Origin of the sequence: Larkinella terrae, assembly GCF_009668025.1 — a bacterium.
Lineage (GTDB): Bacteria > Bacteroidota > Bacteroidia > Cytophagales > Spirosomataceae > Larkinella > Larkinella terrae.
The window spans coordinates 452204-467074 of record NZ_WJXZ01000012.1; the positions used below are offsets into that span (position 1 = coordinate 452204).

Below are 14871 nucleotides of genomic sequence, written 5' to 3' on the forward strand. Positions count from 1 at the left end.
GCAAATGTCATGGCGACTACAACGTCAATAGATAGCTTTTTCCGCTTTGCGTCGGGAAATCATACACGAAGGTTTCCTTCAGCGGCAGCGGGTTGAGTGTGGCCTGGGATGAAATCAAGGGTTTGGCGGTTTCTTCGGGCTGATAAAACGGATTCGGATTGGTACCCTGAGCGGTTTTCAACGCTACTCCGTTCGCTTTCAGCATGTTCGGAACCCGAATCCGGCAGTTGCCGCCCTGGTTGGATTTGATGGTCAGCTTCGCAATTTTGCCGTCTTTCCATTCCATCGACACCAATTCAAAACCGCCCCGCGCCCGCAAACCGCTGACTTTGCCGTCCTTCCAGACGTCGGGCAGGGCGGGCAGCAGGTGAACGGTTCCGTCGTGGCTTTGCAGCAGCATTTCGGCCACACCCGCCGTACAGCCAAAATTGCCGTCGATCTGGAACGGCGGATGCGCGTCGAACAGGTTGGTATACGTTCCGCCACCGCCTTTTTTGCCGGGTGCATTGACGGGCGAAAGCTGGTCGGTGATGAGTTTGTAGGCCCGGTTTCCGTCGAGCAGCCGCGCCCACCAGTTGACTTTCCAGCCCATCGACCAACCCGTCGAAACGTCGCCCCGGTGTTCAAGCGAGGTGCGGGCCGCGCTGAACAGCTCGGGCGTGCGGTAAGCCGACAGTTGCCCAGCTGGGTACAAACCGTACAGGTGCGAAATGTGGCGGTGTTGGTCTTTCGGGTTGTCGAGGTCTTCCAGCCATTCCTGCAACTGCCCGAACTGGCCGACCTGCATCGGTGCCAGCCGGGCGCGTTTTTCCTTCAGAATTTTGACAAAATCCGCATCCGTATTCAGGGCTTCGGCCGACCGGAGGGCTGCCGTGAAAATGTCGAAAACCAGTTGATTGTCCATCGTATGTCCCGCACCGATCGTGACGTTCGGGCGGCTGGTGGGCGCGTTTTCGGGCGACATACTGGGGCAAACCACCAGCCAATGGTGCGTTGGTTCTTCCACCAGAAAATCGACAAAGAACTGAGCGGCCCCTTTGATGGCCGGATAGACCGATTTCAGGTACGTTTTGTCGCCGGAATACCGGTATTTTTCCCAGGCATGCTGGCTGAGCCAGGCCCCGCTCATCGGCCACATGGCATAGAAAACCGGATCGACCAGCCCGGTAATCCGCCACAAATCGGTGTTGTGGTGGGCCACCCAGCCCCCCGCGCCGTACATAGTTCTGGCGGTTTCCTGACCGGTTTGCGATAAATCCTTGACCATCTGAATCAGCGGCTCGTGCAGTTCAGTCAGGTTCGTGACCTCCGCGGGCCAGTAATTCATTTCGGTGTTGATGTTAATCGTATACTTACTGTCCCAGGGCGGACTCATTTGCTGATTCCAGATGCCCTGCAAGGTCGCAGGCTGCCCCCCTACGCCGTTACGCCCGGGTTGTGAGCAGGAAATCAGCAAATAACGCCCAAACTGGAAATACAGCGAAACCAGTTGCGGATCGTTGCCGGAGGCAAACTGCCGGATTCGCTCGTCGGTGGGCAATTTGGCCGCATCGGTTGTACCCAGATCCAGTTTTACCCGATCAAAGTATTTTTGGTAAGCGGCCACGTGATCCTGCAAAACGGTTTTGAACGGGCGCGCCATCACCCGGTTTAACGGTTCTTCGGCTTTGGCTTGCGGATTGGCGGTCAGGGTTTTGTAATCCACAAAATTGGTCCCGATCGACACGTAGAGCGTCGCGGCATTCGCACCCGTTACCACCACCGACGTATCGTTGCGACTGAGCTGCCCCCCTTCCGGCAAAACCCGGACGTGGGCATTGAACCGCACCTGCCCTTTGACGCCTTCGTGGTCGCTGGTGATGCCGCTTAAAATCAGTTTGTTCGTCTCCTCGGTCTGGCGCTCGGTTTTCTGCGGACTGTTCAGAAAAGTCGTGAAGGTCAGTTTGCCCGGCTGGCTGGCCGTCAGTCGAACGGCGATGACCTGATCGGGTACGGAAGCGATCACCTGCCGGGTATATTTGACACCCGCAACCGTATAAGATGTGGTGGTAACGGCCCGCTCCAGATCCAGTTCGCGGTAATAGTCGGTGAAGGAGTCGTGACCGGCAAACGCCAGATTCAGGTTGCCGACGGGCTGGAACATCATGCCCTGCGCCTTTTTAGACTCAACTTTTTCGGCCGCCAGTTTCTGAGCTTCAGCATGTTTCCCTTCAAAAATCAGTTTCCGGATGGTCGGCAAAACCGCCAGCGCATCGGGATTGTCGTTGCGGTTTGGCCCGCCCGACCAGACCGAAGATTCGTTCAGTTTGATTATTTCCTGTTCCGGATTTCCGTAAACCATCGCGCCCAACCGCCCGTTGCCGACGGGCAGGGCATCCGTCCAGATTTTGCCCGCGGGTTTGTTGTACCAAAGTTTTAGGGAAGCCGGTTGCTGTGCGTGGCCGATCAGGGTAAAAACGGACAGAAACAGGCTAACTAATAGAGTTTTCATAGGGTTCATTAACCAAAATTTAGGAGTAGCTCGCGGGCGGTTTTTGTTTCGGAACACCTTTTCGCAAAACCGGTCAGGTACCGGCAATAAAAGGAACGGACTGTGTTTACCTACCCCCTTTGCGGCTCATCTTTCACTCTTTCCAGACCATTTCGGATGCCCGATCGGATCATTTCTCCGTAACCGTCGTTCGGTAAATAGCCGACAAAAGACTGTGCCAGTTGATAATGTTTCCGCGCCCGATCAAAATCCCGCAGATCCTCGTAGCCTTTTCCGCTGTTCAGGTAAAGAGACGGATAAGCAGCCCGGATGTCTTCCTGATTGTCGAGCAAGGCAAATTGGAGCGCGGTTTCGTCCCATTTTAACTTGTCGTTGACGCTCGGTTGCTGGCGGGCGACGTAATGGGCGGCAACAAACTTTTCAAAATGCGTGGTGGCTTCCGCCCAGGCTTGCTGAAAGAATGGACGCGCTTTTTCGGGCTCTCCTTCGTAGTTCATTCCCTGTGCGCAGAGTTGCACGATTTTGTTATTGGTATCGAAAGGCATTGGATAAACGCGTTTAGAATATACTCTCTTAACCAGTTCAAAAATAGTCGATTAGTTGAAGCCAAAACCCAAACCGGATTGATTATTTGCCATTTCGGACCGGTTTATTCCAGAAAATAAACGTCCCGCGATCGGTTGACGAAACGATGTCGATGGCACCGTCTTTGTTCAGATCGACGGCCAGCACGTCCGAACCCGCACCGGAGCGGTTGTGAATCAGTTCGGGAACAAACTCCGATCCGCCGGGCGCTTTCGGGCTCCGAACCATCCGGTACCAGTACAAAACCGGTTATCCCAGCGACGCGATTCACCTTTTGGGTTGAGGTACACCGTTGCGCGGGGCGGCCCGGTCAGAACTTGGACTGATCGAGCCGCCCGCCGTATTCGGGCCAGTTTTGGGACGATTCTGCATCTGCTGGCTGGCGGTTTTTTTGAGCCAGCCGGTTACAACCCAGACTAATCAGCAGCATGAGAAATACGTTCCGGCTCAACGGTTTGATCAGCCCAGAAATAGTCATGAAAAAAGGTTTAGGAATAGTTTTGACAAATCCGGTATTTTTCTGGATTTATCGGACACAAATTACGCGCGGTCCTCTTAAGAAAATCTTAATAAATGCTTAACGGAAGGGAAAACCGGGCGGGATTTACGCAAAAATCAGCCAGGAATTTCGGATTCAGTCGATAATGGCCGAGAATGGCTGCTCGTATTCTTCGCCGTAGATGGCTTTGTAGTCGCGGGTAAATTTCTCGAACGTATTCTTGGCCAGCGTGTGTTTTCCCATGAGCGACAGTGCCTTGCATTTCAAAATAATGGCGTCTTCGTTGACGGGGTCGTAATAAAAAATGAAGTTGGTGAGCTCGATCAGGAATTCCGGATCTTCGCTAATATCCAGTTTTTCAGCGTATTGCAGAAACGTATTGATAATTTTATTGGAACTGTCGGCCTTGAAATCGTCCAGCCAGTAGTATTCGGTATTCAGTAAAAAAGAACCTCGCTTGGTGATTTCGCCCAGCTCGAAAATGGTCTGTCTTGTCAGGGCGGCTTTGTGGTGGATAATCGCCATATAACGCTCGTAATCGACGTAAAGCTGGCTAAAGTCGAACTCCATTTTCCAATAACCGGACTCTTTGGAGAGCGAACAAAAACCGACTTTGTCCAGAATATTACGCAGTTTGGCGATGTTAACCGAGCGGTTATTGCTCGCATCCCGCCCGGATTTGTCGGGCCAGAGAATTTCGTTGAGTTTTTCGGACGGAACCCCGCGCTGCTTGTCGATGCTGTTGAGCGCCAGCAGCAGAAAAAGCTCTTTCAGCAAGGGCGTAAACGACTTGGTAATGTCGCAGCCGTCGTGGTCGATCACCTGAAAATTACCAAAAAAGAAGATGCTCGCTCTGGGCGTCGGTTCGGTCCCGGAAACGCTGTTGACCGGAAGTTTTTCCGCTGTTGGAAGTGGTTCCGGTTCCAGAAGTCGACCGGCCACTTCGGCTTTCTGCCGGGCTGAAGTCCGGCGTTTTTTCCGGAAATACAGAAAAAAAAGTACGCCCGCGCCAAAAACCGCCAGCCCGAATAAACCGTATTGAACGGACGATTGCTGCTCCGGAACGGCACGCGTTTCCAACGCATTCGGCGGAAACGAAATTGAATACAACTTGACATCCGTGGTGTTGTTCGGTTCATTGCGATACAGCACCACCGCAATCAGTTTCTGGCTAACCGGGCAATAATACAGGTCCGAATACGAGTGAATGTCGTGAAACTGGTACGGAATGGAATGCCCTACCAGCTCATACGTTGGTTCCGACAACGAACCACGAATCAGTTGGAGCTGCGATTTAAACTGTTGATTAGGAAATATAAGTCCGTAAAAAACCTTCGCTTTCGGATCGATAACGAGCGAATTGGCAAATGCAAAATCCGTTTTCGGAACGTTTAATTCGTAGATTTTCCGGAACGTATTGTCCTTCATCCGGTATTCCAGAAGGTCATAATTGCTCTTGGGATTGAGCATTTGTTCGCCCGTCAAACTGCCATAACCGCCGATCAGATAAGCAGTGTCAGCGGAGGAATTTGTACCCAAAGCGGCAAGATAACGGGGCGTATACACGTTACCAGTTATCGGAACGGTTTCCCACTGTTTCGTCGCAAACCGGTACCGGTGAATGCGGTTTTTGTACGTCAACTGACCGTAGCCACCCAGGATATAAAGCGACGAGTCAGCTCCGATAAACTGGTTAGCATGCCAGAATTCCGTTACTTTAACGTGGCTGGGTGTAATCGTTTCGGTAGCCCAGCCGCGCAAAACCGGGTCATAGACCGAAACCGCTTTCTGGTCCACAAAATAGTCGTACAGGCGGGCGGTATACGGATTGTAAATGGCCTGACTGCCCAGAAAGAAGCTCTGGGGCGGGTTTTTGTGCAATTGCACTGAGCCCTGCCGCTTTCGAACGGCGTATTGATAGAGCGCATTCGAACCAATCACGTACACGGTTTCGGATTTCGGATCAAATGCAACGCTCGTCCGGCCTTTCAGCGACAACTGATCCGTTAGTTTCCATTCGTTGTGCAGCGATTTGATCCAGACCGGATTTTTAACGGAGGCAACCCGGCCGGAAATCTCATCTTTGGCCGTCGTTCCCCCGACTTCGTTCAGCGGCCAGTGGTAAACCGGTTCGTCGTTTTCAGACAGAATTATATCTTTTAGATTCATCGGCGGAACATCTTTCGATTTGAACCGGTTAAATTCGTTTCCGCCAAAAAATAGTTTAAAACAACCCCGTTCTTTAAAATGGATTTTATCCGTGATCACCAGCCTGTCATTGACATAAACGTGCATCGCCTGGCTCTTCAGATCCAGTTGCAGTTTAAAACGGTTCCAGTGGTGGTATAAATGCGCCGAGTCGATTTTAATCACGGATTGCGAAAACCGCTCGCCAATAATCATTTTAAAATTCAGCGATTTCTGGTCGTAAAGCAGATCGAGGTTCTGCGCATCGTCCTGAATCATCCGGAAAATGTAGCCAAAATACGTTTTGTAGCTGCTTGCCAGCGACACATCGAACGACAGCTCGATATTCCCATCGAGACACAACGGTTTTTCGGGAGCCAGATCCAGCGAAGTCCGGTTGTCCTGCATTTCTTCCTGCCCCACAAACCGCAAACCGTAGGACTGAGCCCAAAGCGAAACCGTCGCCGACAGCAGGGCGATTAGGGTAAAAAAGAAGGAACGTCGTAAAAAGCTGGATAGTGATTGGTTAAAGCCCTCCATTATTCTGGTTTTCCCGCCCGTCAGTCGGTATTGGTTGACTATTTGAGCGTCGCCTTTCATTGTACGGCTTACATTTTTCGGGACGAATGGCGTCTACAATGCCCCTAAGTTATCCAATATTCGCCTTCTGTCAAAGCCGGTGGGTTGTTTCCGCAGTGCCGGAATGGACTGAATTAAATTAGAAAAAAACCATAATAAAATTGATAAAACACAGACAGAAGCCCTCTGAATTAAGCATTTATTAAGATTTTTTTAAGCCCTGACGGCGTTCTTCGCCCCATGTTTTATCCAATAAAATCAGGGTTTATGCAAAAATTTTTATCGCATTTAAGGACCGTGCGCGTGCCATTTGCGCACCTCGCAAGGGTGTTCCTGCTGAGCGGATTGTCGGCAGCGCTGCCCGCACAGGCTCAGGAACTGCTGGCCCGCCGGGCGGAGCTGCCTGCGGTTTCGTCGGCCAGTCCGTCCCGGCTGCCAAACGCCGTGTCCGCTGGTAAAATACAGGATCGCACGATTACGGGGAAAGTTTCCGACGAAAAAGGAGCGGTTTTGCCGGGGGTGAACATCGTCATCAAGGGCACCACGCGCGGGACAACCACCAACGAGAAAGGCGCTTATTCGCTCAGCATTCCGAACGGACCTACCACGCTGGTGTATTCGTTTGTCGGCTACATTTCCTACGAAGTCAGTGTCGACAACCGCAGTGTGCTCGACGTAACGCTGAAAGAAGATGCGCAGGCGCTGGGCGAGGTCGTGGTGGTGGGCTACGGTACGCAACGCAAGGTGAACGTGACGGGTGCCATTGCAACCGTGGCCAGTAAAGAATTGGTCATCAACGCAAACAACGATGTTACCAACACACTGACCGGCCGGGCACCGGGCGTTCGCGTCGTTCAGTTGTCGAGCCAGCCCGGTAAATACGATTCCCAGATCGACATTCGCGGGTTTAGTTACACCGATCCGAACGACATCAACGGCAACCAGACCGGTGGTCCTCTGATCATCGTGGATGGCGTGCAGCGCGATAAGGCCGGTTTTGACCGACTGGACCCGAACGAGATTGAAAGCGTATCAATTCTGAAAGACGCAACGGCGGCCATATACGGCGTCAAAGCAGCCAATGGCGTCGTGCTGGTGACGACCAAGAAAGGCAGCCAGGGCAAGGTGCAGGTCAATTATACGACGCACGTCGGGCAACAGATTATAACCCGTTACCCGGCTTTGTCGAATGCATTTCAATACGCTACCCTGTACAATGAACAGCAGGTAAACAACAACATCAGCAACCGCGGTGAATTGACGCCACCCAAGTATTCGGCCGCACAACTGGCGGATTTTCAGAGCGGTAAGGCCACAAGTACGGATTTTTTGAAGGCGGTTTTGCGGGATCGGGCGTCACAGCAGCAGCACAACCTGACCATTAACGGCGGAACGGACAAACTGCGGTATTTTGCTTCTGCCGGTTTTTTTGGGGAAGGCGGTTTGTTCAACTCCGACATTTTGATGGGGAAAAAATACAACTTGCGGCTCAACGTCGACGCCGAACTGACCAAGGGTCTGACGATGGGCGCGAACATTGCGTTGATCAACTCCATCAGCCGGGAGCCGAGCCAGGCCATGTGGGCGTTGCTGAAAAACACCTGGCAGTGGGACCCCACCGAACCGCTTTATTCCAACAACGACCCGGCTTATCTGCGGCAACCGCTCAGTGCGCTGAGTCACCCAATTGCCGATTTTTCGGAAGCCTACAGTGGTTATAATCGGAACGACGAAAAATTCCTGACGTCCACTTTTCAGTTGGGATACGTGGTGCCGTTTGTGAAAGGGCTGAGCGTCAAGGCGCAGTACGCGTACGACATCAACTACAATTTCCGGAAGCAGTTCACCAAAAAATACAATCAGTACGAATACCTGTTCGACGCGGCCACGCAGACGTATTACCAGAAACCGTATCTGCACCTGGCTCCTTCCCGTATCAGCGAGGCATTTGGGCAGGGAAAACGGAACGATTTGCAGCTATCGTTCAATTACCAGAATAGCTTCGGAAAACACAATGTTGGCGCTCTGGGCCTGTATGAGCAGATCGACCGGGTGAACAACAGCAACAATGCCTCCACGCAGTTTATCATCGATGCCGTTGACCAGCTCGCGGCCGGGAGCCGGAAAACCGATGCCATTGGCTCCGGCTACAGTTCAAGCGCCAACATGAGCTACGTGGGCCGCGTCAATTACGATTACGCCGGGAAGTATCTGGTGGAGGCCGGTTTTCGCTACGACGGTTCGTCGAGCTTTCCGAAAAACAGTCGCTGGGGCTTTTTCCCGTATTTCTCGGCGGGCTGGCGGCTTTCCGAGGAAGTCTTTGTTCGGAACAACCTGCCGTTCATTTCCAATCTGAAACTGCGCGGTTCCTACGGCGTGCTGGGCGACGACGGTATTGCAGGCGCGTCGTTCCAGTTCCTGACCGGTTATACCTACCCCAGCAGTGGCTATCAGTTTGGAACGAACTTCGTGGGTGGTCTGGGTTTCAAAAACTCGGCGAATCCGAACATTACCTGGTACACCTCGACAACCACCAATTTCGGGCTGGAAGGATCGCTCTGGAACAACCTGCTCACGTTCGAAGCCGATGTGTTCCGCCGGGATCGCGACGGTTTGCTGGGCGACCGGATTTCGACCATTCCGGCGACATACGGTGTCAACCTGCCGCAAGTTAATCTGAATCAGGACCGTACGCAGGGCTTTGAACTCGTTCTGGGCCACCGCAACAAATTTCGGGATATCAATTACTCGATTTCGGCCAACATGAGCTACGCCCGGACGCAATACCGTTACCGCGAAGAAACGCCCGCGAACAGCGACTATGATTACTGGCGAAACCGCAATGCCGGACGTTTCAACGACATTGTGTGGGGATACAAAACCGATGGTCAGTTTACGAGCCTCGAGGAAATCCGGAACTGGGCCATTATGGACGGTGCCGGAAACCGCACCATCCTGCCCGGCGACATTCGGTACGTGGACCTGAACGGCGACGGCATTATCAACAATCTCGACGAAACCGTGATCGGGCGCGGGCAGAGCAAACCGGCTATTTATTTCGGTACGAACATTACCGTTTCGTGGAAAGGCTTCGACATTTCGATGCTGTTGCAGGGCGCGACCATGTATCAGGTGGCGTATCAGGATCAACTGTCACGGCCCTTCTACTTCCAGACGGCCAACCCGATCAGCGCGTTCAACGATCGCTGGCACCGCTCGGACATCGTGGATGCCTCCAGCCAATGGATTCCGGGAAAATATCCGTCGACCGGCCAGCGGCAGAACTACAAGAGCAACGAGTTCTGGCGGTTCGATGCCACGTACATGCGCGTGAAAAGCCTGGAAGTGGGTTACAGTTTGCCGAAAACGCTGTTGAGCAAAGCCCACATCAAAGGATTACGCGTCTTCGGAAACGGTTACAACCTGTTTACGTTCTCGAAAGGACTCGATTTCGTGGACCCGGAATACACGGATGACCGGCTGTACAGTTACAACTACCCGCTTACGATGAACGTGAATTTGGGTCTCCAACTTTCTTTTTGAAATCCAAGATGAAGAATATCAAAATCTACCTTGCCTTGCTGTTGATGGTCGGCTTGTCGGCCTGTAACGATAGTTTTCTGGATAAAAAACCGGTTGACCTGCTGACCGCCGAACAGGTGTACAACAGTCCGGAGGCCGTGGAAGCCTATTTCGCTACTTTATACAAGGACCTGCCCATCGAGGATTTCAGCTTCTGTAACGGGCGGTTTGGCGAATTTCCGGCTAACGGCGACGGCTACACCGCCAACTGGACCTGGGAAACCACCAACTCGACCAATGCCGCCAACAACGACGAAAACTGGGGAAAACTGTACCGGGCGGTTCGGAATGTGAACACGTTTATCAAGGAAATTGCGACGGTTGCGCTGCCCGAAGCGACCAAAAACGCGTACGTCGCCGAAGCCCGGTTTGTGCGGGCGTATTATTATCAGGAACTGGTCAAATACTGGGGCGGAGTGCCGATTTTGCTGGAACCCCAACAAGTCGACGACAGCAATACGCAATCCCTGAACCTGCCGCGCAGCAAAGAAGCCGAAGTCTGGGAGCTGGTAAAATCGGATCTGGATTTTGCCGTGGCCAACTTACCGGCAACGAGCGTGTACGGACGCGCCAACAAGTACGTGGCCCTGGCGCTGCTTTCGCGTTCGATGCTCCACGCCGGGTCCATCGCCAAATTCGGAACGGTTCAGCTGGATGGTTTGGTGGGCGTCGATCCGTCGAAGGCAACGCCTTATCTGCAAGCGGCTTACGATGCGTCAAAAGCCATCATCGATGGCGGAAAATATAGTCTTTTCAATAAGTATCCGACCGATAAGGCCCTGAATTTCCAGATGTTATTTTTTGAATTGCAGGGCAATTCGGAGGCTATTTTCTGCAAAGGCTGGGATTATGAATCGACCCGCCGGACGCATTCGCAGGATTTGATGGCCTTGCCGGACGCCATTCGCTCGCCAATCGGTTATGCCAACCGCCTGACGCCAACGCTGGATATGGTTGAGCGGTTTGACTACGTGGACGGCTCGCCCGGAACGCTGAACATCGGTACGCCCGGCGCTTACGTCCATTACGCCAATCCGCAGGATGTTTTCAAAAATAAAGACCCCCGGTTTTTTGGTTCGGTCATCTCGACGGGTACTTCATTTAAGGGCGTCGAGATTACCGGTCAGCGGGGAGTTATTCACAACGGCGTGAAATACAACGGCACAGCGCTCAACCAGTATTTCGACATCGACAAGAAACAGATTGTAGCCAATCCGACCGCCAATTCGGTGCGAGCGACCGGCAATTCCAACAACGGCGCGAGTGTATTCTGGCTGAAAAAATGGCTCGATCCGGCCCGGCCCGCCAATTTATGCGTCGACTGGAGTTCGGAAACCGACTGGCTGGACATGCGCCTGGGCGAAGTGCTGCTCAATTTTGCGGAGGCTTCGTTTGAATTGGGAAAACCGGCCGCCGAAGCCCTCGATGCCGTCAACCAACTTCGCACCCGTGCGGGCGTGGCCAAACTGACGACCATCGACCGCACCAAAATCCGGAACGAACGGAACGTGGAGCTGGCCTTCGAAAACCGCACCTTCTGGGATTTACGGAGATGGCGAACTCTAACGACGGAATTTAGCGGCTGGATTCCGAGCGGGCTCTTCATTTATTACGATGTAAACGCCAAAGATTACGTCTTCGAAAAAACGCCAAACGGCGGTGGTAAAACCTACCAGCTCAAAGACTATTACTTTCAGATTCCATCGTCTGAACGCAGCAAAGCTGGCTCATTATTAGGAAACGGAAACCCGGGTTATTAAAAACCGCACACGTATGAAATCGATTAAATCAGTAGTTTTCCTGCCCATTCTGCTGCTTGGTGTTATGAGCGGCTGTAAGAACTGGGATAATTTTGTGGCCCCGGATTCGGGTATTTTCGGAAAAGTAACGGACGCCGAAAATGGCCAGCCGCTCGAGATCCGGCAACCCGGTGGCGGTTCGGTCCGGTTTATTCAGTGGGACAAGGCGAAATACCCGAACCCCGGCACGACCGATATCGAACTGAAAGCGAACGGCGAATTTTCGGCCACGCAGTTTTTTGCCGGTACGTACAAGGCCCTCCCGCGCGACGGCGCTTTCCTCTACCAGCCCGCCGATTCGGTGACGGTGGACCTCAGCAACGGCAAGCGGGCTGAGTTGAATTTTAAAGTGACGCCTTTCTACCGGATTACGGCAAATGTTACCGACAGTACATTTACGTATACGATTACAAAACCGGCGGCCAATACGACGACCAAAATCTCCCAGATCATTTTTATGATCAACGACTACGATAAGGTTGATGAAAGCATCAGCGCCAATACATCCGGCTATTTTATCAATCTCTGGCGGCAGGATATTGCAAGCAACGTAACCGATGCGAGCATTTTAGGAACGCCCCGGACGTTTACGTTCAAATGGTCCGAGACGCACTTGCCCAAAGGCCAATATTATTTCCGGGTGGGCGTGCGCACAACCGCTGTCGCCAAATACAATTACAGCCCGGTGGTGAAAGCTACGGTGCGCTAGTCCGTTTTGATTTTTCCTGAACCCGCTTTACCCCTGATCCTTACCGATTAGGGGTATTTTTTTATTGACAAGCGGTTTTAGTTGGTCGAAGGCGGAATCAAGAAGTTTTTTTAATATCGAATAATGAATAGCGAAAAACCGGTTTCATACCCGGATAAACAGCTTCTTTTTGTACATCCAGTACAGGATCAGCCAGAAAACCAGCAGGGCGGCCCCTCCGCTGACGAGGGGTGCATAGGGTCCAAACTGTTCGAACACGTTCTGGCCCAGATGCGTCTTAAAGGTGTCGATGATAAAATGATCGATGAGGTGAACCAGGCAGTAAATAGCAATGGAATTCATCCCGATCACGACGAGCGGAAACGCCCAGCCGCGCCATTGTCGCACATCGATGAGGTAATAGAAAACCGATAGCAGCAAAAAACACCAGCCACCGCTGAACAACACCCAACCGGGCGTCCAGATTCGCTTGATGGACGGGCTAATGCCGGTGATGGTCAACAGCCAGCCCGACGCCAGACCAATAACACCCGCGATCAAAAACCGCTTCAGCAGTTCGGTATACGGCAAACCCGCCCGCAGCCACCGCCCGGCCTGCAGCCCCAGCACCATCGTTCCCAGCGTGGGAATAAAACTCAGGGTAGCGTAGCCTCCGCCGTTGTACAGAAATGTTTTGGCGCGCGGAAACAAATTTAGAAACCAGGTGTCGAACGCCCAGGCCAGGTTGCTGTTTTTATTGAAATGCCCGGCAATACCGGTTTTATGATAGGGCCAGTCGGCCGGAACGCCCACGGCCTCGTAGGAAAAACCGGGTCCGGGGAGCGGATACAACACAAAAGCGAGCCAGTAGCCCACCAGAATGACGCCCAGCGCGATCCAAACCGTGCGGGTAGGCCGAAAGCCCAGTAAAAACAGAAACGGATAACCGAGCCCGATTTGCGTCAGCGTGTCTTCAAAGGTGAAATTGGTTTGCTCGCGCCCTACCGAACGCAGGAAAATACCGAGCAGAATCAGGATCAGGGAGCGCCGGAGCGTTTGGGCGAACATCACTCCGAACGGTTCTTCTTTGGCCTGACGGCTGGCAATGGAATACGGCAGCGCAACACCGACCAGAAACGAAAATGAAGGTTGAATCAAATCGTGGAGCGTGCAGCCAAACCATTCGACGTGGCTCTGGTGGTGGTCCATAAAACGCCAGAAGGAACTGTCGGGTAACGCTTCCGAGATTCGGCCGTAGTGGAGGATTTCGGCGGCCATTAAAAACATAACAAAGCCGCGGTACGCGTCCATCGACATGAGTCGACCGGCGCGAAATTCAGGTAGTACGGTAGCCAAGGTGGTTCAGGATTAGGAAAGCGCAAGAAAAGCAATTTTTCTCATGTACTGACGTACGCACAGACTAAAGTCCGTGTTTTTGCCTGTTTTCCTGAAAAATACGGACTTTAGTCTGTGCGGCCCGACCTGCGCGACCCGATCTGTGGGTACATTAAACACGTTGATCCTTCGGACAGAAATAGGTCGTTCGGCCGCCGACCTCGATTTTCTCGATCCGGGTTCCGCAGCGGGGGCAGAACTTGTGCGCTTCCACATCGTCGTACGGCGAATCGTCCCACTCCCGGACGTGAATCAGGAAACCGCTCGGAAAATCGCGGTAGGCGGCTTCGTGGCGAATGGCGGTGGTCAATACCAGCCGGATCGCTTCGTGAATGCGCCGGATTTCGTCATCGGTCAATTGTTCGGTGCGGTTTTCGGGGTGAATCTGCGCCTGAAAAAGCACTTCGTCGACAATCCAGTTGCCCAGACCAGCCACCGTGTTTTGGTCCATCAAAACCGGTTTAATGAGGGCTTTTTTGCGACGGATTTGTCCCGTTAGCTCAGAAAAAGTAATCTCCAGGCCATCTTTGCCAATCTTTTTTCGTTGCAAATAAGTATCTATGTTGTCGATTAGGCCAATCCGCTCAAACTTTCGCGGGCAGATGAAGCCTAAATTGAAGCCGTTTCGGAAGTGAAAAACGATCCGGGCATACTTGGGTCGATCGAGCGACGAATGGTAGTATTCCAGATCGCCCGTCATGCCGAAATGCATATGCAGAATAACCGGTTTGGCGGATTCCCCCGGGCCGTCGGTCAGAACAAAAAGGTTCTTGCCAACCCGGTAGGTACCGGTAAACCAGCGCCCGACGAGGGTTTCGTGGAGGGTAGCAAAATCGGTCGTCAGCAGTTTCGGATCTTCGACTTCAATAGCGTCGATGGGCTGCTCCAGGGAAGAGGCTTCGAGGTAACGACGATAAATTTCGACTTCGGGTAATTCGGGCATAATTGGAAAACTAAGATACTTTTCAGAGGTATTTTAGTATTTTATGTAACTTTTTTTCGCTAAATGTGGTTATAAATAACACGCTTGTCGATAAGACAGGTACTAGGATGCTCAAATCGTGTT

The 14871-nt window shown here is 52.5% G+C and carries 10 protein-coding genes; 3 read left to right on the forward strand and 7 right to left on the reverse strand.

Annotated elements, in window-relative coordinates:
* Nucleotides 1–16: 16 nt before the first annotated feature.
* The 5 genes from GJJ30_RS20295 to GJJ30_RS20315 form a co-directional block, all read right to left on the reverse strand.
* The gene (locus tag GJJ30_RS20295; RefSeq protein WP_154176994.1) at nt 17–2491 is read right to left on the reverse strand and encodes a glycoside hydrolase family 95 protein; all 2475 of its coding nucleotides are present in this window, start codon (nt 2489–2491) and stop codon (nt 17–19) included.
* A 110-nt stretch (nt 2492–2601) separates the two neighbouring features.
* The gene (locus tag GJJ30_RS20300) at nt 2602–3036 is read right to left on the reverse strand and encodes an rRNA adenine methyltransferase (protein ID WP_154176995.1); all 435 of its coding nucleotides are present in this window, start codon (nt 3034–3036) and stop codon (nt 2602–2604) included.
* Nucleotides 3037–3118: 82 nt separating this feature from the next.
* Entirely contained in the window at nt 3119–3319 is a 201-nt protein-coding gene (locus tag GJJ30_RS20305) for a hypothetical protein (protein ID WP_205880588.1), read from the reverse strand.
* A 67-nt stretch (nt 3320–3386) separates the two neighbouring features.
* Nucleotides 3387–3554 (reverse strand): hypothetical protein, encoded by a 168-nt coding sequence (locus tag GJJ30_RS20310; RefSeq protein WP_154176996.1) that lies wholly within the window; start codon nt 3552–3554, stop codon nt 3387–3389.
* 156 nt (nt 3555–3710) lie between these two features.
* On the reverse strand, nt 3711–6362 hold the full coding sequence (locus tag GJJ30_RS20315) for a Kelch repeat-containing protein (RefSeq protein ID WP_154176997.1): 2652 nt from the start codon (nt 6360–6362) through the stop codon (nt 3711–3713).
* A gap of 246 nt (nt 6363–6608) precedes the next feature.
* On the opposite strand from GJJ30_RS20315, the gene GJJ30_RS20320 reads away from it, so the two are divergent.
* From GJJ30_RS20320 to GJJ30_RS20330, 3 genes are read left to right on the forward strand one after another with little or no spacing between them, the layout of a single operon-like run.
* Nucleotides 6609–9884, forward strand: a complete 3276-nt coding sequence (locus GJJ30_RS20320; protein ID WP_170299238.1) for a SusC/RagA family TonB-linked outer membrane protein — start codon at nt 6609–6611, stop codon at nt 9882–9884.
* 8 nt (nt 9885–9892) lie between these two features.
* Nucleotides 9893–11683, forward strand: a complete 1791-nt coding sequence (locus GJJ30_RS20325) for a RagB/SusD family nutrient uptake outer membrane protein (protein ID WP_154176999.1) — start codon at nt 9893–9895, stop codon at nt 11681–11683.
* 13 nt (nt 11684–11696) lie between these two features.
* Nucleotides 11697–12431 (forward strand): DUF3823 domain-containing protein, encoded by a 735-nt coding sequence (locus GJJ30_RS20330; protein WP_154177000.1) that lies wholly within the window; start codon nt 11697–11699, stop codon nt 12429–12431.
* 144 nt (nt 12432–12575) lie between these two features.
* Here GJJ30_RS20330 and GJJ30_RS20335 read toward each other — a convergent pair whose 3' ends face one another.
* Both GJJ30_RS20335 and GJJ30_RS20340 read right to left on the reverse strand, forming a co-directional pair.
* Nucleotides 12576–13766, reverse strand: coding sequence for an acyltransferase family protein (locus GJJ30_RS20335; protein ID WP_369008984.1), 1191 nt, complete (start codon nt 13764–13766; stop codon nt 12576–12578).
* 151 nt (nt 13767–13917) lie between these two features.
* Nucleotides 13918–14748, reverse strand: a complete 831-nt coding sequence (locus GJJ30_RS20340) for an Fpg/Nei family DNA glycosylase (protein WP_154177001.1) — start codon at nt 14746–14748, stop codon at nt 13918–13920.
* Between the last annotated feature and the right edge of the window lie 123 nt (nt 14749–14871).